We start from the raw sequence: 22,591 nt of genomic DNA on the forward strand, positions 1-22,591 counted from the left end.
GTCACCGACTGTTCCTTTCGGGTGCTGCAAAACGATTTGTCGGACGAGCCAGGCCGAGGCGCTCGCGCACCGTCGCTCCGGTTCTGCTGTCCGTGGCCGGGAGTGTCTTCACTCCCGACGGAAGCGCGAGCGGCACGAGGGTGACCCCGTCCAGTCCCGCGGATTCGGCCGCTCCGAGTAGCAAGTTCAGCCCGGCGACGTCGCCCACGTACTGCAGCGATTGCGGCGTACGTACCCGGCCTGCCCAGTTGTCGAGCTGCGCCAATTCTTCGGCCGCGGTCTCCGACACCAAGGTCTCGACGTCGAGTAGCACGAACACGTCCACCGGGTCGCGGCCCTCGGCCACGACGGCCCGCCGAACACGCGCCGCGAGGGCAGCTGCGCCCTCGATCGAGTCTGCAGCAATCCGCACGATGTCCGCTCTGGCGGCCGCTACCGCGGTGGATTCGGCGGAGTGGGCGCGCACTGCTACCAGTGGCTGTCCTTGAGGTGACCTCGGCGTGATGGACGGCCCTTTGACCGAGAAGTGCTCACCCTGAAAGTCGATGTAGTGCAACTTGTCTCGGTCGACGAACCGACCCGTCGCAGCGTCTCGAATCTCGGCGTCGTCCTCCCAGCTGTCCCACAGCCGAGTGACGACCTCGATGGCCTCGTCGGCCTCCTGCCACAGGCTCTCTTCGTCCTGCTCGCCCTTACGCCCGAACAGTGCTGCCTGCTCCGCGCCGCCGGACACCTCGACCTGCCAACCTGCGCGACCGTGTGAGGCGAAGTCCAGACTCGCGATCTGCTTGGAGATGTGGAACGGCTCGGTGTGGGTGACGGTGACCGTCGGGATCAAACCGATGCGTTCGGTGAGCGCAGCAGCCCGGGCTGCCACGGCAACCGCCTCGAGGGTCCGGGAAGCGAAAGAGTCTGCGAGGAAGACCAGATCGATTCCGGCCCGGTCTGCCGCGCGGAGCTGATCGATCCAGAATGCCGCGGTGAACACTTCCTCGGCGCGAGAATCCTGTCGCCGCCACGCCTGTGGATGTGCGCCGGTTCCCCTCGGTTCGATTGCCGTGACGAAAAGCTTGTCAGACACCGGTACCCACTCTCTGTGTCACTGTTCCTGGGATGGCCGCGAGCAACTCGCGGGTGTATTCCTGCTGGGGGTTGTCGAATATCGAAGCGGTGCTGCCATATTCGACGATCACACCCGACTGCATCACAGCCACGGTGTCGCTGATCTGGCGAACCACGGCCAGGTCGTGCGAGATGAACAGATAGCTCAGACCGAACTCGGATTGCAGATCGCCGAGCAGCGAAAGAATTTGTGCCTGCACCGACACGTCCAAGGCCGATACGGGCTCGTCGAGCACCACCACCTCCGGTGCCAACGCCAGTGCCCGAGCGATTGCGACGCGTTGACGCTGACCACCCGACAACTCGGCCGGGCGACGCGCCAGGTGGTCACTGCTCAGAGCCACTTGGTCGAGCAGTTCCGCGGCACGCGCCGAGCGGTCTCGGGACGTCCCGATCTTGAACGCGTCCAGCGGTTCTCGCACGATCTCGCCGACGCGCAACTTCGGGTTCAGTGATGCGTACGGGTTCTGATAGACGATCTGGACTCGACGCCGCAGCTCCCGCCTCGCCGTGCCACGAAGGCCGGTGACATCGATTCCGTCGAACGTGACCGTGCCCGCGGAGGGTGTTTCCAGGCCGATCGCGATACGCGCCAGGGTGGACTTCCCCGAACCGGATTCGCCGACGACAGAGACGGTTCGACCCCGCTCGACCGTGATCGTGGCGTCTCGCACCGCATCCAGGTGAACGCCTCGTCCGATGGCGAAACGCTTCGACACCGACGAGACGGACAGAATTGGATCGCCCGCACCCGTCCTGGCCGGACGGAGCGTCGAGTTCAGAGACGGCGCGGCCGCGAGCAGCTTCTGTGTGTAGGGATGGGTGGGGTTCGCCAACACCTCTGCAGTCGGACCGGTTTCGACGATCTCACCACCACTCATGACGACCAGCCGGTCGGCGCGATCGGCCGCAACGCCCAGATCGTGCGTGATCAACAGAACTGCGGCACCCGTCTCGGCAATTCGGGCGTCCAGATGGTCGAGGATGCGTCGTTGCACGGTGACGTCCAGGGCGCTGGTCGGTTCGTCGGCGATCACCAGTTCGGGGCGGCACGCGAGAGCGATACCGATCAGTACCCGCTGCCGCTGCCCACCGGACAGGTCCTGCGGGTACTGGCGTGCCCGCACCTCGGGGTTGTCGAGGCCCGCGTCGGTGAGAATGCGGATCGCCTCGAGCTTCGCGGTACGCCGATCTGCCAACCCGTGCACACGCAGCACCTCGGCCACCTGGTCTCCGACGCGTACGACGGGGTTCAGTGAGGTGGTCGGATCCTGCGGGACGAGCCCGATATGCCGACCGCGCAGGCGATTCAGTGTCTTGTCCGATGCGGTGTCCAGGCGCCGGCCGTCGAAGGTCACCGAGCCACTTCGGATCCGGCCGTTGCCGGCCAGCAAGCCGATGACCGCGTGGGCCGTGGTGGATTTTCCCGAACCGGATTCGCCTACGACGGCCAGTACCTCGCCGCGTTCGACGGTGAACGAAATTCCGCGCACGGCCGTCGTCGTGCCGTAGCCGACCGTGAGGTTGTCGACTTCGAGGATGGGGCTCATTCGGATCGCCTCTCGAGTGCGTGCCCGAGACGGTGCGCGGACAGCACGACTGCCACGATCACCAGGCCCGGCAAGGTGGTCATCCACCAGGCGGTGGCGAGGAAGTTCCGACCCTCGGAGATCAGCGATCCCCACTCCGGTGTAGGCGGAACAGCGCCGAATCCCAGGAAGCTCAACGCCGAGACCGCCAGGACCGCCATACCGAATTCGACTGCTGCGAGGGCAATCACGGGACCGTACGAGTTGCGGAGGATGTGTCGGCGAAAGACGTCGAACCATCGCACACCCGAGGCGTACGCCGCCTCGACATACAGCGATCGACGCACACGCAACACCTCCGACCGCATGACCCGGGCGAAGTTGGCGATGAGGGTGACCCCCACGGCGATGGCAACGTTGACGGTTCCGAAGCCGAGCGCTGTGACCAGGGCCAGCGACAGCAGCAGCGTCGGAATCGAGAGCAGCACATCGACGATGCGCATCAGCACGGCGTCGACGAGGCCCCCGACTGCCCCGGAGATCAGGCCGACGAGCGATCCGACGACCAGTGCGATCCCGACCGCGAGCAGTGTCGCAGTCAACGACAGACCGGAGCCGTGGACCACGCGGGTGAAGACGTCACGGCCGATGTTGTCGGTGCCGAACCAATGTGACGTGCTGGGGGCCTGGAGCTTGTCGGCGGGCACGCCCACCAACGGGTCTCCGCTCGCGAACACGGAGGGGAAGAGTGCGAATCCCAGCGCGAGCAGCAACACGAGCGCGGACGAGGTAAGCCACACGTGCTTCAGGGCGTTCGTCACAACCCGGCGACGACGAGCTGTCGACGGCACCGACTCTGCCTTGGGCGACGCCTCCGCCTGAATCTGGAGATCACGAATCAGAATGTCAGACATGCGCTTTCTCCGGTTCCGCGACTGCGCGCGCAGGCTTGTACTCGCGCACGATGCGCGGGTCTATCAGCGGATACAGCAGGTCCACGGCCAGGTTCACCACGACGAACACCAGCGAGGTCAACACCACGATGCCCTGCACCACCGGAATGTCCTGGGCCAACACCGAGGTCTGGGTCAGCCGTCCCACTCCGGCCCGCGAGAAGACCGTCTCGACGACGACCGATCCGGCGAGCAGCGTCCCCACCAACACACCCGCGATCGTGAAAGCCGGGATGGACGACAGCCGCGCTATATGCCGCGTTTGCACCCGTAGCCGCGAGACGCCCTTGGCGCGAGCAACATCGACGAACGGCTGCTTCCAGGTAGTCGACATGCTGGTGGCCAACACCTGAGCGATGACCGCACCGGTCGGCAATGCCAACGTGACCGCAGGCAACACCAGTGCAGCCGCTCCGGCGTCACCGAAGGCCGGGAACCACCTCAACTGGAACGAGAACAGTTGCAGCAACAGCAGTCCCACCCAGAAGGTCGGTACAGCCACCCCGAGCGGCGGGAGTGCGAACAACAGATTCTCGAGCCACGGCGTTCGGGTGTACGTCGCGGCATACGCCAGTGCCGACCCGAACACGACCGCCAATACCAGTGCGGTGCCTGCGAGGCCGAGCGTGCTCGGCACGGCATCGAGGATCGCCGTCGTCACCGGCTGTCCGGTGGCGATGGACAATCCGAAATTGCCCTGCACAGCCCCGGTCAGCGAATGCCAGTACTGCACCCACACCGGCTGGTCCAAACCGTAGCGGGCCTGCAATTCTGCGACGGCCGCCGCGTCGACCGGTGTGCCCGAACCGGCAGAGTCGACAGCGAGACTGACCGGGTCCGAGGGCAGCAGGAACAGCACGCCGAACGAGATGGTGAACGCGGCCCACAGCACTGCCACTGCCTGCAGTACGCGCTGCCCGAGGTACCGGATCATGCGCTCAGCCAGGTATCGAAGAACTGCAGTCGAGCGGAGGCCTCGAACTTCAGGTCCTGCACTTTCGACGCCGCGCCGACGGCCTGCGACAGCTCGATGGTGGGGATCCACAGTCCGTTGTCGAGCACCTGCTGCTGAGCGGTGGCGAGGATGTCGTTGCGCGCCGTTAGATCGGTGGTCGAGAGCTGATCGGTCAGCGATGCATCCAGATTGGGAATCGGGCCGCGCGCGTTCAGGTTACGTCCGTCCACGGCGAACGTGGTGCGCAGAATGTCGCCGTCGGCGCGGGTGCTGTTGTAGTACGTGGAGTCGTAGTCCTTGGTGCCCTGACGTGCTGTCGCCTCGGACGTCGAGACCAACTCGAGCTGCAGGTCGACGCCCACCGCACGTAGCTGCTGCTGCGTCAACTCCAGGATCGCCTGGTTGCCAGCGAACACTGCGGAGTACATGACCTCGAAACTCAGCCTCTGCCCGTCCTTTTCACGGATTCCGTCGGCACCGGGAACCCAGCCGGCGTCGTCGAGCAGCGATTTCGACTTCTCGGGATCGTAGGTGACATCGGCGAGTTCGACGTAACCTGGGGTGGCGCTGGCCAACGTGCTTGTCGCCGTGCGGAAGTCGGGCCCGAGGACGGTATCGACGAGTTCCTGACGGTTGATCGCCGGTACCAGGGCCGTCCGGACGGCGGGGTCTTGTAGCGCCCCGCGAGTGACGTTGGGCTGAATGCCGAACGGGACTCCCGGGTTCGAGGTGGTCAGAATTCGGCCGCCGGTCGCTTCGATCTGCGGAGCGTCCTGCGGCAACGCGTCGCTGACGGCGTCGAGCTGATCGGAGGACAAGCTTCCTGTGCGAACGCCCGACTCGGGCACGATGGTGAATTCGATGCGATCGAGATAGGCCTCGCCGGTGTGACCGAATACCGCTGAACCCCAGTTGTATCCGCTTCGCTTGGCCAGACTGACTGAACGGTCCTGCTGGTAGTCCGCGTAGGTGAACGGTCCCGATCCGATATTGGTACCCAAGCACCGCGACTCGGCCGACTGCGCCGAGGTCGCGATGGATTGAATTCCGAGCTGAGGTGTCGAACTCGCTTGCAGGAACTGCGCATTCGGTGCTGCGAAGTCGATGCGCACCGTCGAGGGGTCGACCACCGTCGCGCTCTGATAGCCGGTCAGATAGCTCGCCGCCAACGGTGCCTTCGCTGCACCGAGGCCGATGATCGCGTCGAAATTCGCCTTCACCGCCGCCGCGTCGAGCACCGTGCCGTCACTGAAGGTGACGCCGTCCTTCAGCGTGAATGTGAAGGATTTCGCATCGGGACCCACGTCCCACCGCTCGGCCAGCCACGGTTCGATCTCACCGGTTTCGGGGTTCTGATCGGTGAGTGAATCGACGACCTGACGGGTCACGTAGATGGTCTGGTTGGTGCCGGACTGGGCGGGATCCGAGCAGGTCGGGGCCCCGGACAAGCCGTAACGCAAAGTTCCGCCGGACTGGGCCGGACCGGCGTCGGCGGCCGTGGTGGCGGCACCACCGGCGCATCCGGCGAGGACTGTGGCCGTAGTGGCGATCAGGCCGGCCACCAGGAATGCAGGACGAGTGGACACGTAGGTGTCTCCGATATCTGGTCGATCGCGCGCACGATCCCGCATCCGAGCTGGGTGTGCCCAGGAAGGAGTGCGCGCAGATGATGAGGTGAGGTGTGAAGGACGAGTTGTGACGAAATGTCAGCTGCGACAGGTCGAACCGTTGAGGCGGCACAGATCGACATGGAGACGGCGGCAACCGTTGACGAAGCCTGCGGCAACTCGGGTGTTCACGTGCAATCCTCCATCGGTCCCGGCGGTAGCACCCTCACCCGACGAGCGGGGGGTTGCTGCGACGTCATAGAGCCAGGTCTCTCGGTCGCTCTGGATGGTCCTACAGTTTCCGATACTACGAGAGCATCGCCCCGGTTGCCAACCGGGGTAGGAAAACCCGCCGATAACAGACGCGAGAAGCGCGGTCGGACCGACGCCTACCGTTCAGACGGCCAGCGCCAGTCCAGCGCTCCCACTCGCGCAAGATCTCGAATCATCATGCGACGCAACTTTGTTCAACTCTGGCGCATTCACGCGGTGCACCCAGTAGTCGATCGCTTCGCCGGCATGAGCGAATCGGACGAGGACGTCCATGCAGAGCCAGGTCGCGACCGAGAAGTCCTGTTCCGCACCGTCGAGACCGATCAGTGTCAATTCTTCTCCCACAGCAAGCAACGCGCGATCGATATCGGAACCGCCGGGGCCGAGCCACGCCAGTGCTCGTCCGAGTAGCGCCCAGTCTCCGGCGGTCACAGGCTCATCGGCCGATTGTCTGCACAGTTCCGCAGCCGCAGCGAGAGCATCCGCCACCGGTGCCGACACCGAACCGTGGAGCTCAGCGAGAATGCCGCGATCGGAGTCGACCAGATCGGCCATGTAGCGCCAGCGGGCAGGAAGCGCCGCGTCCTCTGGCCACAGGTCGGCGGTGCCGAACTGGAGACGGGTGATCATGTCCTTGGGCGAACTGCACGAAACCGCGGAGCCACACGAGTCGTTCATGTCGATCATCCCCACTGGGTCAACACACAACATTGGACACCGGCTCGACAGTCGCGTTCGGAGATACCGTCGAGCAGTGGCTTTCGTCACCGATGCAAGCAACGCTGCTGTGGTCGTTACGTCCGCCTTGGGGGATATTGAACGCCGCCACCAGCATCTTCGCGACTCGTGGTTGTACAAAACCGACAACGTCACACTTTTGGTCCATATGTAATTGGCCGCATAGTGCCGTGCTCCGACTCCAGCTGGGCCGCAGCGACAGCCAAATGATGCGGGAACGTACGTTCGAATACTTGTCGGTGGGTCGCGATAGATTCTGTTCATGCTTTCGGGGGACGGCGGATCAGGGGTGGACGGCATCGAGACGGTGCCGCCTGCCCCTGACGTGTCCGATCCCGAACTGGCTGTGTTGGTCGAGGCGGTGGAGTTGGCGGTCGCCGAGTTGGCGGTCGCCGAGTTGGCGGGGCAGGCGTCGGTGTCGTGGTCGAATGCCGACCGGCGTGCGGTGATCCAACGCATGGAAACTGTGTCGCGGTCTGTGACGGCGTATTCGCACACCTGGCTCAACGAGTTGATCGCACAGCACGGCCTCGATGTGTATCCGGGGTCGGTGCCGTGCGCGGTGGCGTGGATGCTGCGAATCACCCCACGCGCGGCCGGGGCGCGGGTACGTCTGGCCGCGGAGTTGGGTGACCGCACCGCATTGTCCGGCGAAGTTCTGCCTCCGTTGTTGCCGCGCACCGCTGCAGCGGTGCGGGCAGGGTTGCTCGATGCCAAGCATGTGCAGATGATCCGCGAATTCTTCCGGCATCTGCCGTCGAGTGTCGATCCGCAGACACGCGATCGCGCCGAACAGCAATTGGTGGGTCTCGCCTCGACCCGACGGCCCGACGACTTCGCGCCACTGGTGGCGCACCTGGACTCGATCCTCGACCCCGACGGCGACTTCGACGAGAACGAAGACGAAGACGAGGACAAGAACGCGAAGCCGAGGCCACGGAAACGGGATGCGTTCTTCTACCTCGGTGAGCAGGGGTCCGACGGAATGTCCGAGGGGAAGTTCTGCGTCGACTCGGAGCTACGGGCCTACCTCGAAGCTCTGTTCTCCAAGGCCGCGAAGCCGGGGGTGAACAATCCTGCCGACCCGACATCGATCGTCCACGAGGATGAAGCTGACAGCAAGTCCACTGCAGAGCAGCCCGAGCCGACGTCCGAGCCGTCGTCCGGTGATGCCGGGTCGAGCGATGCAGGCCTGTGGGATGGGACGCCCCGCAACGGGGACAGTGACTGCAGTGACGACGACTGCGGTGACGAGGACTGCTGCGAAGGCGAGTGCGACGGTGACGACTGTGGTTGCCGCACAATGCCCGACGACACGCTCGACTCCGACGGATACGACGGCACGGCAGGCACTGCTGAACCCAGTGCCCACTCCGGATACGACGCCGACGCTTGCGCTGACGGCGACGGTGACGGTGACGGTGACGATTACGATGACGCACCGGACACCGCAGTGCGGGACACGGCCGTGCGGGACGCTGCCGCCGCGCGAGATCTACGCACCCAGAACGAACGCCGCCACGACGCCCTGAAAATGGCGCTCCGGCACACCCTCGCCTCCGGCACCCTCGGCACCCACCGCGGCCTACCCGTCACCGCCATCGTCACCATGAGTCTGAAAGACCTCGACGCAGGCTGCGGCTACGCCATGACCGCCACCGGATCCCGCGTCTCGATCCGCGACGCCATCCGCATGGCCTCGCACGCCCACCACTACCTCACCATCTTCGACGACAACGGCAGAGCCCTCTACCTCGGCCGATCCAAACGCATCGCCTCCGCCGACCAACGCATCGTCCTCATCGCCCGAGACAGGGGTTGCAGCTTCCCCTCCTGCACCCGACCGGCAACCTGGTGCCAGTCCCATCACCTCGACGACTGGGTCGAGGGCGGACCCACCGACATCGACTCCCTCACCTTCGGATGCGACATGCACCACGCACTCGTCGGCACCGGACCCGGAAAGTGGGCCACCACCAAAACCACAGCAGGACACCGCTATCCAGGCCGCACCCTGTGGCACCCACCAACAGGGATGGACCCCACACGCCGTGGGCTGATCAATCACGCACACCACCCAGAAGAAGTCCTCTACCCACCCGACCACCACAACGACAACACCCGCGACACAGGCGACACCGGCGACGAAGAACCACGACAACCCGCATGACGCCCCACACCACCACCACGGCACAGCCCTGCCTCCGGCAGGACTGCAACGCAGATACCGAATCCCCCCCCTTGCGTCGACCCACAGTTGCGCTCGATACGACCAGGGGGTTCCATCGATACAACCATCACAGGAGGAGTACGAGCGCATGGCGTACGACGAGCTTCTTGCGGACCGCATCCGCGACGCTCTCAGGGACCAGGAGAGTCTGCGTGAGCAGAAGATGTTCGGCGGTCTGGCGTTCATGGTGCGAGACAGAATGGTGGTGTGTGTCGGCACCGAAAACCGTGCCTTGCTTGTTCGTGTGGACGGGGTACGCGAACCCGAATACCTCCAGCTCGATGGGGCCCACCATGCCGTCATGGGCAAGGGGCGGTCGATGGGTGAAGGCTGGATCACCGTCGATGCAGAAGCGCTGACGAGCGAACAGGCACTGCAGTTCTGGGTCGGTGCAGCTCTGGAACACCACGCCGACACGTAGGGCTGACAAACATTGCTCGGCGATACCGCACCCCACTCGGGCCGTAGTCGGGCATCACTGAACCGGGCTCATTCGAGACTCTTCTCGAAGGGGTGCGATCCGACTGTTCTGGACGGCAGACTTCGGTCGTAGAGCGAGGTGTATCCAGCTGCCAGGTACAGCGCAACGGCCTCGGGCTGATTCCAGCCGGTCGTCAGGTAGACCCTGCGATATCCGCGATCACGTGCGCTGCGTTCCAGCTCGGCCACGACGAGTCTGCCGAATCCCCTGCCGCGGTGCACTTTCGATGTCCAGATACGTTTGAGCTCTGCGGTTTCCGAGTCGTATTTCCGGTACGCACCTCCGGCAACAGGAACGCCATCGGCCAAGGCAATTACCAACACACCACCCGGCGGTGCGAACTCCCGGGCGGGATAGGACTTCAGTTCCTCGTATTGGACACCGGGGCTCCGGCCGTATCGGGACGAATATTCGATCGCCAGTTCTTGCAGCAGGGGCATCGCCAGCCGATCGTGCTGATCGACCTCGACGAAGTCCACGCGTCCTGGACCCGTGTCACCAGTGCGAATGTTGACATCGAACGTCGCGCTCATGTGCTTCCTGTCTCGATTAACTGTCGACCAGATCAGCTTCCCGGCCGACGTCAACTCTGCTCAGTTGTCTAACCTTCCTTGCGGGGTAGCCCGGGCGGGTTGATGACGGACTCGGTCACTGCCTCGGACTGCAGGCCCCAACGATCGATCACCTTCTGATAGCTGCCGTCCTCGATGGCGTGGTTCACTGCGTCCTGCACGGCGTCGATGAGCCCATTGTCCTTCTTGGTCAGTACTGCTATTTCACCCTGCAGCGCATCTCCGGCACCCGAGAACGTGCCGATGATCTTGGTTTCACCACCGGTTGCCGCGTGATAAACCGCGGACGGATTGGGTCCCAGGTACCCGTCGATACGGCCTGACCCGAGCGCCAGGTAGTAATCGGAGGTGTTCTGGTAATAAGCGATCTCGGCTGGAGCCAGACCCTCGGCTACGTTCTGCTCGTTCCAGTCGACCAGCAACTGCTCTTGGTTGGTACCGGAGCCGACACCGATCTTCTTGCCTGCGATGTCCTGACGCTTCTCGACTGTCCAATCGGTGTCCTTCTGCGCCTCGAAAGCGAGGTTGTCCAGTCGATAGGTCGCGAAGTCGTACTTGTCCTTGCGCTCCTCGGTGACGGTGACATTGGAGATGAACACGTCGTTCTCGCCGGAGTCGATCTTCACGAAGTTCTGCGACCAATCTGCGACCTGAAGATCGACGTCGAGACCGAGAATGTCGGCGATCAGGTACGAGAAGTCCACCTCGGACCCCACGATGGTGGTGTCGTCGGTCGCGTAGAAACGCAGCGGTGGCGCGGTACCGCCCGCCCCGGTGACGATCAGGGTGCCGCGATCGCGAATCGCTTGCGGCACTTCCGCTGCGATTTCGTCGACCTTCTGGGCGCGAACGCGGTCGGCCTGCTCGGGTGAAAGATCGAACGATCCGCCGTCCTCGGTGACGACCTGAGATTCGGCAGTGGGCTCGCTGCATGCTGTCGCAGTGAGTGCCAGGACAGCGAATGCCGACGCTACTACCGCGAGCCTACGAGATGATCCGGACATGACTTTCCCCGTTCGTGGGTGCAGGTGAAGCATGAGTGAGAGCTAGAGAACGTGAGCGAGGAACGACTTGGTGCGTTCCTCCTGGGGTGAATCAAGAAGCTCTGCAGGAGAGCCTTGTTCGACGATGACGCCGCCATCCATGAAGACGACGGTGTCGGCGATCTCGCGGGCGAACCCGACCTCGTGCGTGACGATCACCAGGGTGGCACCATCGCGTGCCAGGCCGCGGATGACCTCGAGAACCTCTCCCACCAATTCGGGGTCGAGCGCTGACGTCGGCTCGTCGAACAGAATGACTGTGGGACGCAGGGCAAGTGCACGCGCGATGGCGACCCGCTGCTGTTGTCCGCCGGAGAGTCGTCGCGGATAATCGTGGGCTTTGGCGTGCACTCCGACTCGTTCGAGGAGAGCCAGCGCCTCGGGTTCGACCTCGGAGCGCGTGCGCTTCTGCGCCGAGATCGGGGCCTCGATGACGTTCTCGAGCACCGTCAGGTGCGGGAAGAGGTTGAAGTTCTGGAACACGAAACCGATCTGGGAACGCTGCCGCAGAATCTCCCTGTTGCTGAGTTCGTGCAGTTTGTTGCCTTTGCGCCGATATCCCACCAGATCACCGTCGATCCGGACGGTGCCCTGGTCCACCTTCTCCAGATGGTTCAGAGCGCGCAGCAGGGTCGACTTGCCCGAACCCGAGGGGCCGATAATCGCGGTCACCTCACCGGGACGTACGAGGAGGTCGACGCCTTTGAGCACCTCGAGCCCGCCGTAGGACTTGTGGACGCCGCGCACCTCGACCGCGTATCTCGTTGCGGCAGTGGATGTGGAGGCATCGAGAGTGGTCATCGGGTTGCCCCTCTCGGCGCGAAGGGGACGTTGGAGAGCTTGTGGCGAATCTGCTGGATCGGCGTCAGCGGAATGTTGCGTACCGCGCCCTTGGCGTAGTGCCGCTCGACGTAGAACTGCACGATCGACAGCACCGACGTCAGAATGATGTACCAGACGGTCGCGACCATGAGCAGCGGAACCACGCGCCCGTTGCGTCCGTATATGACTTGCACCTGATAGAACAATTCGGCAATGGCCATCACCGACACGATCGACGTGCCTTTGAACAGACTGATCACCTCGTTGGCTGCGTTGGGGAGAATCCCTCGCATCGCCTGCGGCAGAACGATCTTGAAGAACTCCCGCCTCTTCGGAATACCCAGCGCTGCTGCAGCTTCGAGTTGCCCCTGGTCCACGGAGATGATGCCGGCCCGAACGATCTCGGCGGAGTAGGCCGCTTGGTGCAGGGCCAGGCCGATGATGGCCGCCGTCGATCCACTGATGACGCTGTTGACGTCGAATTGAAAGAAGCTGGGACCGAACGGAATTCCCAAAGACAGAGTCTGGTACAGGTACGCAATATTGAACCAGAACAGAAGCTGCACGATCAACGGGATGGAACGGAAGGCCCAGATGTAGAACCAGGAAATAACCTGCAGCACAGGATTGTCGGACAGCCGGGCCACCGCCAGGCCGATACCGATGGCGAAACCGATCAGCGTTCCCCAGAAGGTGAGCTGGATGGTCAACCACAGCGCCGACTTCACCGATGCTGCAGTGAAGTACTGCGCGAAGGTGCCCCAATCCCAGCCGGGGTTGGTGACGAAGCCGTGCAGGAACTGACCGACCACGATCAGCGTTGCGACCGCGATCACCCAGCGCCACGGGTGCCACGTGCGTGCAACGACGAGCTGTTCGTCGGGAATGTCGTCCGTCGTATCCGCAACGGGACGAGAGTCGAGTTGAGTCACCGGAACCGCCGGGTCGGATGGGCAGCGATCATCGCTGGGTTGCCTTTCGAAGATTTCGTGCTGTGAGTACGCCGATCGGTCAAGCGTGCGTACAGATACCGATGTTCATCGGGCGTGCCTCCATCGGTCCTGGCGGTAGCACCCACACGCCGTATGGCGGGGTTGCTGCGACGTCATCGAGCCAAGGTCTCTCGGTCGCTCTGGATGGTGACAGGAACGTACAGAACAATCTATCGAAAAGTCAAGTGCACGTGCGCATTCGGTTACAATCACTATGATTTCAACCCTTGCCACCGACGATGTTTGCCGAGTGTCAGCTGAATATGCCCCGGCACCGAGCCGCCGGATTCGACGCGGGCCGCTGGATGTGAAGAACAGGTCTTCGGACCGGAACCGGGAGTTGCGCACTACTCGTGAGCCACTCGATCACCGATTAGGCTTGTCGTGTGCGACTCGACATACGGCGTAGTGGAGTGTGGATCGACGCCGTGGTCGTCGCTGCGATCGTCACCGCGGGCTGTGTGGCAGCCGGAATCACCCATGATTCGCAACCCGAGGTCGAGGACATACCGGGTTGTGACGTCGTTGTTCCCGCCGGCGAGACGTTCTCCTTCCTGACCGGTTCCTACCCAGGCACGTACGACAACCCCGACTACCCGTGGCTGACGGCCGAGAAGGCGTCGGCGATGTCGGAGTCCTTGGTTCGCTCCTTGCCCGCAGACGTCGAAGTGCAGTTCGCGTCCCCCTCGAATTCACTGGTGTTCCAACCGATACAGATCTACTCGAAGAATGCCGAACTGTCGGGCGGCATGACCGTAGAGGACATCAGTGGGGACAGCACGGCATCCGGGGTTGTCGATCGTGCAGGAGTCGCTGCACCACTTCGGGTCTCGGCAGAGGCGTGGGACGATGCGATTCCGCCGTGCACCGAGGGATCGGTCGACGAACGGACCACGCTGCCCGACGGCACCGTCGTCGATGTGCTGGATGCGGTGTCCGAGTACGACGGGGTATCGACGCATCGACGCACAGCGACCGCATACTTCCCGGACACCACCGTCCACGCACGGACTTCGAACGAAGGAGCCGAGGCCGAACTCCCCCTCGAGGCCGACGAGCTCCGCGACATCGTCTCGAATCCCGAACTGCGGGTGAGCGCACGCGTCCCCGAAGGTACGAAACCAGCGCGAGCCGACTGTGGATCACCGCGCGAGTTCCCCGTTCCCCCACTCCCACGCGATGTGGTCGAGCGCATCGGATCGGCACTCCAGACGCAGTGGGAAACCACGTTTCCGAACACATCCACCGATGTTGCTGTGGGCGACCTGATGCCAGGTCGCTCGGGAAGCGGAAGCGCCTGCAATGCAGTCGTTCTCACCACCTCGCGCGGCACCGCACAGCTGAACGTCGAGATATCCCTCGAGGACAACAAGGATTGGCCCGACGATCCGGACGCGGTGCGCAGTGTTATACCCGACGGCACCGTGGTGACCCGCAGGTCCGACCTGCGCACGATAGGGACGGAACCGACCGAGTGGCTCAGTGTGCTCAGACCGTCGAACACGGTGGTGCAGTTGCGTTTCGACGACACCATCGCAGTCGATTCGCTCGTCGAGCTCGCAACCGCCCCCGGGTTGGATCTGTAGAGGGTCGACGAACTCCACCACCCTCGTGCGAGAATTCGACCCATGCACGTGCGGAAAGCCAGGATCGGTGACGATGGCTTTCGAAGAACGCCGCGCTATCGGCAGCTGAACGCAGCGAGTGTCGTCTTTCTCGGTTCGCTGGTCGTGATCGGCACTTTCCAAGCGGCCGACACGTCCGATTCGATACGTCTGGCCGCTCACAGCGCCATCCTCGTGGCGGTCGCAGCCGCAATTCTGTACGCGCTCAGGCGAACCGACCGAAAGCCGACCTGGCTTCTTCCCCGTACGACACTGATTCTGTTCGGTCTCGGCAGTCTCGTGTGTGTCGCCGCAGGCGACTATCTCCCTGCTGTGATCGCCGCGATCCAGGCTGTGATCCTTCCGCTGTTCATGCTGGACGACCGAGTGAACGCCCTCTATCGGTACACCCCCGACGTGTCCTGAACCGCGACCTCGAATCACCCTGATTCCAACCCTTGCCTCGCGCCCGCGACGCGGCGAGAGTTCCTGGCGAATGGCCTTGTGCGGGAGCAGTCTCGCGCAGCGTCGACGAAAGGAATGGGTCGCCACGATGCCGAACGAATTTGCCCCGTCGAAGAACACCGCAATTGCCATGATCGAACGCAGGATTTCCTCGTCTGCCGCCGAATCCTGGGACTGGCAGCTCGACGCACTGTGCCGGGGTCAGGACTCGGAGATCTTCTTCTCCCCCTCTGGTGAGGGGCGAACGGCGCGTCGCCAACGCGAGGATCGCGCCAAGCAGGTGTGCGCAGGCTGCGGAGTGCTCGACGCCTGCAAGCGGTTCGCGTTGGCAGCCAACGAACCGTTCGGAGTGTGGGGCGGCATGACGGCCCGCGAACGGCTGGTGCATCGGGCCAACTCGCGACGCGACCACGAGCGGCGGGCGAGTTAGGCCGCGACCAGAAGATGGTCCGCAGGTCGCCGGATGGTCCACAATGGAGGGGTGACCGATATCGAGAAGCCCCTGCCGTGGACGTACCTGATGGACATGGACGGAGTTCTGGTCCACGAGGATCACCTGATCCCCGGTGCCGACACGTTCCTCGCCGAGCTGCAGGCCAACGAGATCCCGTTCATCGTGTTGACGAACAACTCGATCCGCACCCCACGTGACCTGCGCGCACGTCTCGCATTCACCGGCTTGGACATTCCGGAGAAGTCGATCTGGACCTCGGCTCTCGCCACCGCCACCTTCCTCGGCAATCAGCGGCCCGGCGGCAGTGCGTATGTCGTCGGCGAGTCCGGTCTGACCACCGCGCTGCACGACATCGGTTACACCCTCACCGACTCCAGCCCCGACTACGTGGTGCTCGGGGAGACCCGAACGTACTCGTTCGAGGCCATCACCACCGCCATTCGTCTCGTCGAGAAGGGTTCACGCTTCATCGCCACCAACCCCGACGCGACCGGTCCGTCGCGCGAGGGTTCGCTGCCCGCGACCGGTTCGGTCGCCGCACTCATCACCAAGGCGACGGGCAAGGAGCCGTACTACGTAGGCAAGCCCAACGCGTTGATGATGCGTTCGGCTCTACGCGCCATCGGCGGGCACTCCGAAAACACGCTGATGATCGGAGACAGGATGGACACCGACGTGCTGTCCGGCCTCGAAGCCGGATTGCAGACCATTCTGGTGTTGACCGGCATTTCGACCGTGCAGTCCGTCGAGCAGTACCCGTACCGTCCGACGAAAGTGCTCGATTCCGTCGCAGACCTGGTGGGCCGCACACAGAACCCGTTCTGATGAAGCTCCGATTCGTTCTGTCTCGGCAGGATCATCACGTCGTCGGCTTGGGAGTGCAGCAACAGTTTCCGGACGTCGCCGACGCAGTCGCGGCGGTACAGCAAGGCCGAAACGTCGTCGGGGTATTGCCTTTCGACATGTCCGACGCCACCGCGCTGATCGAGCCGGCGGAGTTCTACCGACGCGCCGGTGCGTGGGCGGTACCGGACGCACAGCCGCCGCTTCCGTCCGTCACCGTCGTACGCCAGATCCCCGACCCGGACGTGCACGTCGAACGGGTACGCGAGGTCGTGCGGCGTGTGAAAGCCGGTGTCGCCGAGAAGATCGTGCTCGCACGAGCGATCGAATTGGCCGCAGAGTCGCCCATCGATCCGTCAGCGGTGTTGAGCGCGTTGGTGACTCGCGATCCGATGGGAAACGGCTTTTTCGCAGACCTCTCGCCCACAGACGAGCCCGGCAGACATCTCGTCGGCGCAAGCCCCGAACTGCTGGTGCGCAAACGCGGGAACGTCGTCAGCTGCCATCCCTTCGCCGGGACTGCCGCGCGCTCCACCGACCCCGACGAGGACGCGCGTATCTCGGCGGCACTGGCGGCCAGCGCGAAAGACCAGGCCGAGCATCGCTTCGTCGTCGACGAGATCAAGGCAGCACTGGCGCCGTTCTGCGAGACACTGGACGTACCCGCGACACCTCAGCTGAGCAGCACTCCGCAGCTGTGGCACCTGTCCACGCCGATCGTCGGTACGTTGGCCGACCCGTCGACGTCGGCCCTCGACCTCGCATTGGCGCTGCATCCCACCGCTGCCGTCGCCGGTGTTCCCCGCGCCGCCGCCATGCGAGCGATCACCGAGATCGAGGGATCCCGCAGCTTCTATGCCGGTGCGCTCGGATGGACCGACGGCAGCGGGGACGGTGAATGGATGGTCGCGATCCGGTGCATCGAACTCACCGCCGACGGCCTGTCCGGTACCGCCACAGCCGGCGGCGGCATCGTCGCCGACTCGGACCCCGACGCCGAACTGGACGAAACCACGGCAAAGTTCAGAACGGTACTCAGCGTCTTCGAGAACTGACCCAGCTACTTCAACGCCTGGTCCAGATCCCCGATCAGGTCCTCGGTGTCTTCGAGACCGATGGAGATCCGCACGACACCATCGGTGATGCCCACTGCGGCACGACCTTCCGGCCCCATCGCGCGGTGCGTGGTGGTGGCCGGGTGGGTGATGAGCGTCTTGGAATCGCCGAGGTTGTTCGAGATGTCCACGATCTTCAGGCCGTCGAGCAACTCGAAAGCACGCTGCTTGCCTGCGCCCTCGGGGGCATCGAGCTCGAACGTGACGACCGTGCCGCCGCCCGACATCTGCGACGTCGCCAGCTCGTACTGCGGATGTGACGGCAGGAACGGGTATTTGACCCACCGCACCGCCGAATGCCCTTCGAGGAACTCGGCGATCTGCAGCGCGGAGTTCACCGAATGCCGCACACGCACCGGCATTGTCTCGAGCCCCTTGAGCAAGGTCCAGGCGTTGAACGGGCTCAGGGCAGGTCCGGTGTGCCGCATCAACGTCTGTACCGGACCGTCGATGTACTCCTTCGATCCCAGGATCGCACCGCCGAGCACCCGGCCCTGACCGTCGATGTGCTTGGTGCCGGAATACACCACCACGTCGGCACCGAGTTCGAGACTGCGCTGCAGCAGAGGCGTCGCGAACACGTTGTCCAACACCACCGTTGCGCCGGCGGCGTGCGCCATCTCGGACACCCGCCTGACATCGACGAGCGACTGCATCGGATTGGACGGGGTCTCGAAGAACACCGCGGTCGTCGGCACCGACAGCGCCTGCTCCCACTGCTCGAGGTCCTCGCCGTCGACGAAGACGGTCTCGACGCCCCAGCGCGGCAGAATCTCGTTGCACACCACGAAGCAGGAACCGAAAAGGCTACGCGCAGCGACCAATCGATCACCGGCCTTCAACAATGCGCCGAGCGCGGTGAACACTGCCGACATTCCACTCGACGTGCCGAAACAAGCCTCGGCACCCTCGATCAACCGCAACCGCTCCTCGAACATCTTGACCGTCGGGTTGCCGTAGCGCGAGTACACGAAGTGATCGATGTCACCGGTGAACGCCCGCTCGGCGGCACCGGCACTCTCGTAGACGAAACCCGAAGTGAGATACAGCGCTTCGGCGTTCTCGTCGAAGCCCGATCGCATCAGACCGCCCCGAACTCCCAGCGTTCCCTGACCCACACCGTCGGGTAGCGGCTTCTGAAAACCCCCGCCTCTGGGAATGTTCGTCACGACTGCCTCCAGGGCAACCCGACCGCACGCCACCCCACGGCACCGCGGTGGCCGTCGGCATCGGTGGCACCTTCGAAACCGTCGAGCACGTTGTAGGACGGGCCGATTCCCGCAGCCGTGGCGGCCTCGGCCGCACCGATGGATCGCTGACCGGAGCGGCACAGGAACACCACCGGCCGATCGCCGTCCACGCCTGCGGCTTTCAGCTCGTCGACGAAGTCGGTGTTGCGAGCGCCGTCGGGGTAGCTCACCCACTCGATCAGGTGGGTCGGGCGATCGATGCCGGAGGTGTCGGGTACACCGACGTACTGCCACTCGGCGTGCGTGCGGACGTCGACGAGAACGGCATCGGGGTTGCTCTGCAACAACTCCCACGCCGCCTGCGGGGTTATGTCACCTGCGTAGGTCACTGGATCAGCCTTCCGTCACTTGCTGTTACGACACACATACCGAGATCAGACATTGCACACCAACCAGGTGTCGTTCACCCGCACGAACTTCCATTCGTCGTCGGTCTGCGCTCCGGATTTCTCTTCCTTCAGCGGTACCGTGACGACGCCGCGGTCGCCGTTGACCTCGTACCCCGTGGGCACTCCGTCGATGGACGTCTCGCCGTTGCGTTCCACGTCGCCTGCGCGGTCGGTGCGGTACTGGGCGTCGTCGCCGGGAATCAGGCGCTCGACCTGATCGGCGCACGTGTTCGCACGCAGCAGATCCGCGTCACCGGTGTTCTGCGCTTCGAGGAAACCGTCGACGGCGTCGGTGAGCAACTGCGCCTGTGTCACGTTGTCCTCCGCGGGGGCGAACTTGGACGCCGCGAAGATGCCGACGAGCAGCACGACGACGATGCCCGCAGCGATGATGAACGGCCACGCGGTGGGCGGACGCTGCTCACCGGAGTCGGCAGCCGCCTGGGATGCGTTGTTGCGCGCTTCCTCACGACTGTCGACCCACTGCTGCCTACGTTCACTCCACGACGCCATGTAGGCAATCTTCCTCGATCCGACGGGTCTGCGTTCAGCTGGGTCCTGCAGTGAGTAGGACCCTTCAGAGAGAGGGCCCGACGGGGATGTCGCCCTTCAACGTGATGCGGTGCATCTTGCGGTGCTCGGTGCCGTAATCGCGGTTGGCGTAGTGCGAGGTGCTGCGGTTGTCCCACAGCACCAGATCTCCCAGACGCCAACGGTGGCGCACGATGTGCTCGGGCTTGGTGAGGTGCGCGTACAGCAGATCCAGGATTCCGCGGCTCTCCGCCTCCGAGACGCCCACGATGTTGGAGGTGAAACCCGGATTGACGAACAGCCCCTTGCGGCCGGTTTCCGGATGCACCCGCACGACGGGATGTTCGACGGGAACCAGCGCGGTCACTTCCTTGCCGTCCCACACGTTGCCCTTGCCGCCGCGCTTCTGCGCGAGGTAGTAGCCGAACTCACGGTTGCCGTCGTGAATTGCGGTGAGCCCGTCGATCATTCGGCGAACCGGAGCGGACAGGGACTCGTAGGCGAGTTGACTGTCGGCCCAGTTGGTGTCGCCGCCGTGCGGAGGTAGTACGACGGGCCGCAGGATCGACCCCATCGGTGGGCGCTCCATGAATGTCACGTCGGTGTGCCAGACGTCGGCGAAACCGTTGTCCTGGCTGTCGAGGGCGTAGACCTCGGGGGCGACGTGACCACTGTCGTGCACCGGGTGACCGGCGGTGAGGTCACCGAGTCGGCGGCCGAACTCGATGTGGCCTGCGTCGTCGATCGACTGACCTCGGAGCACGAGTACCTTGTGCTCGACGAGAGCTCGGCGGACGGCGTGGATCTGCGCATCGGAGGCCGACGCGACATCGAGGCCGATGACTTCGGCACCGAAGCTCGGGCCGAACTTGTCGAGAGTGAGCGAAACTGTCTGTTCCAGAGTGGTCATGTGTCCTCGAATCCGAGAGACAGCGGTGCGCCTACTGGTCGCGGCACGGCCGTCGAGGGAGGGATCCCGTCCCGACGACGTCGGGGAACAGGGATTGGGCGTCGGGTCAGGTCACCGACAACACATGTTGGTGCAGGTGCGACAGAAGTCGACGGTGAACCGTCGAACCAGGTATGTCGTCTGCACGGGTCAATTCCTACCGGAACCCGGGGAATACGGCAAGTTGCCCACTGCCCCAGCTCAGGTTGTCCTTAATTTATGCTGGGGTGTCCGCACTTCCCTCGAAGAAGGTAGCTCGCTGCACATGACTGATCAGACTCGTCCACTCCGCGTCGCCATCGTCGGTGCCGGACCGGCAGGCATCTACGCCGCCGACGCGCTCATGAAGTCCGACCACAATGTCAGCGGACCGGGCGTGAGCATCGACCTCTTCGAGCGGATGCCGGCCCCGTTCGGGCTCATTCGCTACGGCGTCGCCCCCGACCACCCACGCATCAAAGGCATCATCACCGCCCTGCACAAGGTGCTCGACAAGCCTCAGGTTCGCCTGCTCGGCAACATCGACTACGGCACCGACATCAACCTCGACGACCTGCGTCGCTTCTACGACGCCGTCATCTTCTCCACCGGAGCCAACGCCGACCGCGCACTGAACATCCCCGGCATCGACCTCGACGGCAGCTACGGTGCCGCCGACTTCGTCTCCTGGTACGACGGCCACCCCGACGTCCCCCGCACCTGGCCCCTCGAGGCCGAGAAGGTCGCCGTCCTCGGCGTCGGCAACGTCGCCCTCGACGTCGCACGCGTTCTCGCCAAGACCGGCGACGAACTGCTCCCCACCGAAATCCCGGCCAACGTCTACGAAGGCCTCAAAGCCAACAAGGCTCTCGAGGTGCACGTCTTCGGCCGCCGCGGACCGGCTCAGGCCAAGTTCACCCCGCTGGAGCTTCGCGAGCTCGACCATTCGCCGAACATCGAGGTCATCGTCGCCCCCGAGGACATCGACTACGACGAAGGCTCCGAACAAGCTCGCCGCAGCTCCAAGCAGATCGACATGGTCGCCAACACCCTGCAGGACTGGGCCATCCGCGACGTCGGCGCTCGCCCGCACAAGCTGTTCCTGCACTTCTTCGAGTCCCCGCACGAGGTACTCGGCGAGGACGGCAAGGTCGTCGGTCTGCGTACCGAGCGCACCGAGCTCGACGGCACCGGCAACGTCCGCGGCACCGGAAAGTACAACGACTGGGACGTCCAGGCCGTCTACCGCGCCGTCGGCTACCTGAGCCAGAACATCAGCCAGCTCCCGTTCGACGAGCAGGCAGGCACCATCCCCAACGAGGCCGGACGCGTCGTCGAATCGCCGCACTCCACCACGCCCGTACCCGCCACGTACGTCACCGGCTGGATCAAGCGCGGCCCCGTCGGCCTCATCGGCCACACCAAGGGCGACGCCAACGAAACCGTCGCGAACCTGCTCGAGGATGCACCCAGCTTCACCGGTGCGGCCGAGCCGGACCTCGATGCCGTCACCTCGTTCCTCGAAGGCAAGCAGGTTCCGTTCACCACCTGGGACGGCTGGTACCGCCTCGACGCCCACGAACGCTCCCTCGGCGAAGAAGAAGGCCGCGAGCGCGTCAAGGTCGTCGAGCGTGAGGACATGCTGAAGGCCTCCGAGCCCGACAAGGCGTAGAGCGGCTGGCGCCGCATGTGAGT

General features: G+C 64.2%; 22 protein-coding genes and 2 riboswitches. Of the genes, 8 read left to right on the forward strand and 14 right to left on the reverse strand.

The features are described 5' to 3' along the window. Window position 1: 1 nt before the first annotated feature. From CH268_RS19625 to CH268_RS19650, 6 genes are all read right to left on the reverse strand, one after another. On the reverse strand, window positions 2-1,081 hold the full coding sequence (locus CH268_RS19625; protein ID WP_032388988.1) for an LLM class flavin-dependent oxidoreductase: 1,080 nt from the start codon (window positions 1,079-1,081) through the stop codon (window positions 2-4). Next, on the reverse strand, window positions 1,074-2,672 hold the full coding sequence (locus tag CH268_RS19630; protein ID WP_094665634.1) for a dipeptide ABC transporter ATP-binding protein: 1,599 nt from the start codon (window positions 2,670-2,672) through the stop codon (window positions 1,074-1,076). Before CH268_RS19630 ends, CH268_RS19625 begins: the two co-directional genes overlap by 8 nt. Then, window positions 2,669-3,565: an ABC transporter permease gene (locus CH268_RS19635; RefSeq protein ID WP_094665635.1), complete on the reverse strand. Its 897-nt coding sequence runs from the start codon at window positions 3,563-3,565 to the stop codon at window positions 2,669-2,671. The genes CH268_RS19630 and CH268_RS19635 overlap by 4 nt, the downstream gene beginning before the upstream one ends. Then, a complete protein-coding gene (locus CH268_RS19640; RefSeq protein ID WP_094665636.1) occupies window positions 3,558-4,538 on the reverse strand; it encodes an ABC transporter permease in 981 nt (326 codons plus the stop codon). Before CH268_RS19640 ends, CH268_RS19635 begins: the two co-directional genes overlap by 8 nt. Beyond that, a complete protein-coding gene (locus CH268_RS19645) occupies window positions 4,535-6,145 on the reverse strand; it encodes an ABC transporter substrate-binding protein (protein WP_441346986.1) in 1,611 nt (536 codons plus the stop codon). Before CH268_RS19645 ends, CH268_RS19640 begins: the two co-directional genes overlap by 4 nt. Before the next feature lie 220 nt (window positions 6,146-6,365). After that, window positions 6,366-6,459, reverse strand: a riboswitch (SAM riboswitch). A gap of 103 nt (window positions 6,460-6,562) precedes the next feature. Continuing rightward, window positions 6,563-7,069 carry a hypothetical protein gene (locus CH268_RS19650; RefSeq protein WP_141215170.1) on the reverse strand — a complete coding sequence of 169 codons (507 nt, stop codon included), beginning with the start codon at window positions 7,067-7,069 and terminating at the stop codon, window positions 6,563-6,565. Between the two features lie 370 nt (window positions 7,070-7,439). Here CH268_RS19650 and CH268_RS19655 point away from each other — a divergent pair, with 370 nt between their 5' ends. Beyond that, window positions 7,440-9,347: an HNH endonuclease signature motif containing protein gene (locus CH268_RS19655; RefSeq protein ID WP_094665639.1), complete on the forward strand. Its 1,908-nt coding sequence runs from the start codon at window positions 7,440-7,442 to the stop codon at window positions 9,345-9,347. A 148-nt stretch (window positions 9,348-9,495) separates the two neighbouring features. Continuing rightward, window positions 9,496-9,828, forward strand: coding sequence for a TfoX/Sxy family protein (locus tag CH268_RS19660; RefSeq protein ID WP_094665640.1), 333 nt, complete (start codon window positions 9,496-9,498; stop codon window positions 9,826-9,828). Window positions 9,829-9,896: 68 nt separating this feature from the next. Here CH268_RS19660 and CH268_RS19665 read toward each other — a convergent pair whose 3' ends face one another. The 4 genes from CH268_RS19665 to CH268_RS19680 form a co-directional block, all read right to left on the reverse strand. Continuing rightward, window positions 9,897-10,421 carry a GNAT family N-acetyltransferase gene (locus CH268_RS19665; RefSeq protein WP_094665641.1) on the reverse strand — a complete coding sequence of 175 codons (525 nt, stop codon included), beginning with the start codon at window positions 10,419-10,421 and terminating at the stop codon, window positions 9,897-9,899. 68 nt (window positions 10,422-10,489) lie between these two features. Next, window positions 10,490-11,464 carry an ABC transporter substrate-binding protein gene (locus CH268_RS19670; protein ID WP_094665642.1) on the reverse strand — a complete coding sequence of 325 codons (975 nt, stop codon included), beginning with the start codon at window positions 11,462-11,464 and terminating at the stop codon, window positions 10,490-10,492. A 42-nt stretch (window positions 11,465-11,506) separates the two neighbouring features. Further along, a complete protein-coding gene (locus CH268_RS19675; RefSeq protein ID WP_094665643.1) occupies window positions 11,507-12,304 on the reverse strand; it encodes an amino acid ABC transporter ATP-binding protein in 798 nt (265 codons plus the stop codon). Then, a complete protein-coding gene (locus CH268_RS19680) occupies window positions 12,301-13,161 on the reverse strand; it encodes an amino acid ABC transporter permease (protein WP_441346990.1) in 861 nt (286 codons plus the stop codon). The genes CH268_RS19675 and CH268_RS19680 overlap by 4 nt, the downstream gene beginning before the upstream one ends. A gap of 213 nt (window positions 13,162-13,374) precedes the next feature. Further along, window positions 13,375-13,468, reverse strand: a riboswitch (SAM riboswitch). A gap of 235 nt (window positions 13,469-13,703) precedes the next feature. Here CH268_RS19680 and CH268_RS19685 point away from each other — a divergent pair. The 5 genes from CH268_RS19685 to CH268_RS19705 all read left to right on the forward strand — a co-directional run bounded on the left by CH268_RS19685 (window position 13,704) and on the right by CH268_RS19705 (window position 17,738). After that, window positions 13,704-14,903, forward strand: a complete 1,200-nt coding sequence (locus tag CH268_RS19685; protein ID WP_141215171.1) for a hypothetical protein — start codon at window positions 13,704-13,706, stop codon at window positions 14,901-14,903. 42 nt (window positions 14,904-14,945) lie between these two features. Next, the gene (locus CH268_RS19690) at window positions 14,946-15,347 is read left to right on the forward strand and encodes a hypothetical protein (protein ID WP_094665646.1); all 402 of its coding nucleotides are present in this window, start codon (window positions 14,946-14,948) and stop codon (window positions 15,345-15,347) included. Window positions 15,348-15,474: 127 nt separating this feature from the next. Further along, on the forward strand, window positions 15,475-15,816 hold the full coding sequence (locus tag CH268_RS19695; RefSeq protein ID WP_371831882.1) for a WhiB family transcriptional regulator: 342 nt from the start codon (window positions 15,475-15,477) through the stop codon (window positions 15,814-15,816). A gap of 33 nt (window positions 15,817-15,849) precedes the next feature. Continuing rightward, on the forward strand, window positions 15,850-16,665 hold the full coding sequence (locus CH268_RS19700) for an HAD-IIA family hydrolase (RefSeq protein WP_045840622.1): 816 nt from the start codon (window positions 15,850-15,852) through the stop codon (window positions 16,663-16,665). Further along, a complete protein-coding gene (locus CH268_RS19705) occupies window positions 16,665-17,738 on the forward strand; it encodes an isochorismate synthase (RefSeq protein WP_094665647.1) in 1,074 nt (357 codons plus the stop codon). The genes CH268_RS19700 and CH268_RS19705 overlap by 1 nt, the downstream gene beginning before the upstream one ends. A gap of 5 nt (window positions 17,739-17,743) precedes the next feature. Here the strand turns inward: CH268_RS19705 and CH268_RS19710 are convergent, their stop codons facing one another. The 4 genes from CH268_RS19710 to CH268_RS19725 all read right to left on the reverse strand — a co-directional run bounded on the left by CH268_RS19710 (window position 17,744) and on the right by CH268_RS19725 (window position 20,878). After that, complete coding sequence (locus CH268_RS19710; RefSeq protein WP_032364984.1) at window positions 17,744-18,967, reverse strand: O-succinylhomoserine sulfhydrylase; 1,224 nt, start codon at window positions 18,965-18,967, stop codon at window positions 17,744-17,746. Beyond that, on the reverse strand, window positions 18,964-19,377 hold the full coding sequence (locus tag CH268_RS19715) for a rhodanese-like domain-containing protein (RefSeq protein ID WP_032364957.1): 414 nt from the start codon (window positions 19,375-19,377) through the stop codon (window positions 18,964-18,966). Before CH268_RS19715 ends, CH268_RS19710 begins: the two co-directional genes overlap by 4 nt. A gap of 45 nt (window positions 19,378-19,422) precedes the next feature. After that, window positions 19,423-19,950 (reverse strand): Rv0361 family membrane protein, encoded by a 528-nt coding sequence (locus CH268_RS19720; protein ID WP_094665648.1) that lies wholly within the window; start codon window positions 19,948-19,950, stop codon window positions 19,423-19,425. A 64-nt stretch (window positions 19,951-20,014) separates the two neighbouring features. Next, window positions 20,015-20,878 (reverse strand): TauD/TfdA dioxygenase family protein, encoded by an 864-nt coding sequence (locus CH268_RS19725; RefSeq protein WP_094665649.1) that lies wholly within the window; start codon window positions 20,876-20,878, stop codon window positions 20,015-20,017. A gap of 304 nt (window positions 20,879-21,182) precedes the next feature. Between CH268_RS19725 and CH268_RS19730 the strand changes: the two genes are divergently transcribed. Further along, window positions 21,183-22,568, forward strand: coding sequence for an FAD-dependent oxidoreductase (locus CH268_RS19730; protein WP_094665650.1), 1,386 nt, complete (start codon window positions 21,183-21,185; stop codon window positions 22,566-22,568). Window positions 22,569-22,591 lie beyond the last annotated feature (23 nt).

Source organism: Rhodococcus sp. 06-1460-1B (genome assembly GCF_002258475.1).
GTDB lineage: Bacteria > Actinomycetota > Actinomycetes > Mycobacteriales > Mycobacteriaceae > Rhodococcoides > Rhodococcoides fascians.

Excerpts from the sequence above, each read along its gene's own strand:
- CH268_RS19665 (WP_094665641.1), bottom strand. The coding sequence starts at position 10,421 with ATGAGCGCGACGTTCGATGTCAACATTCGCACTGGTGACACGGGTCCA.
- CH268_RS19635 (WP_094665635.1), bottom strand. The coding sequence starts at position 3,565 with ATGTCTGACATTCTGATTCGTGATCTCCAGATTCAGGCGGAGGCGTCG.
- CH268_RS19670 (WP_094665642.1), bottom strand. The coding sequence starts at position 11,464 with ATGTCCGGATCATCTCGTAGGCTCGCGGTAGTAGCGTCGGCATTCGCT.
- CH268_RS19630 (WP_094665634.1), bottom strand. The coding sequence starts at position 2,672 with ATGAGCCCCATCCTCGAAGTCGACAACCTCACGGTCGGCTACGGCACG.
- CH268_RS19725 (WP_094665649.1), bottom strand. The coding sequence starts at position 20,878 with ATGACCACTCTGGAACAGACAGTTTCGCTCACTCTCGACAAGTTCGGC.
- CH268_RS19660 (WP_094665640.1), top strand. The coding sequence starts at position 9,496 with ATGGCGTACGACGAGCTTCTTGCGGACCGCATCCGCGACGCTCTCAGG.
- CH268_RS19700 (WP_045840622.1), top strand. The coding sequence starts at position 15,850 with ATGGTCCACAATGGAGGGGTGACCGATATCGAGAAGCCCCTGCCGTGG.
- CH268_RS19720 (WP_094665648.1), bottom strand. The coding sequence starts at position 19,950 with ATGGCGTCGTGGAGTGAACGTAGGCAGCAGTGGGTCGACAGTCGTGAG.
- CH268_RS19675 (WP_094665643.1), bottom strand. The coding sequence starts at position 12,304 with ATGACCACTCTCGATGCCTCCACATCCACTGCCGCAACGAGATACGCG.
- CH268_RS19695 (WP_371831882.1), top strand. The coding sequence starts at position 15,475 with ATGCCGAACGAATTTGCCCCGTCGAAGAACACCGCAATTGCCATGATC.
- CH268_RS19640 (WP_094665636.1), bottom strand. The coding sequence starts at position 4,538 with ATGATCCGGTACCTCGGGCAGCGCGTACTGCAGGCAGTGGCAGTGCTG.
- CH268_RS19650 (WP_141215170.1), bottom strand. The coding sequence starts at position 7,069 with ATGATCACCCGTCTCCAGTTCGGCACCGCCGACCTGTGGCCAGAGGAC.
- CH268_RS19730 (WP_094665650.1), top strand. The coding sequence starts at position 21,183 with ATGACTGATCAGACTCGTCCACTCCGCGTCGCCATCGTCGGTGCCGGA.
- CH268_RS19690 (WP_094665646.1), top strand. The coding sequence starts at position 14,946 with ATGCACGTGCGGAAAGCCAGGATCGGTGACGATGGCTTTCGAAGAACG.
- CH268_RS19655 (WP_094665639.1), top strand. The coding sequence starts at position 7,440 with ATGCTTTCGGGGGACGGCGGATCAGGGGTGGACGGCATCGAGACGGTG.
- CH268_RS19705 (WP_094665647.1), top strand. The coding sequence starts at position 16,665 with ATGAAGCTCCGATTCGTTCTGTCTCGGCAGGATCATCACGTCGTCGGC.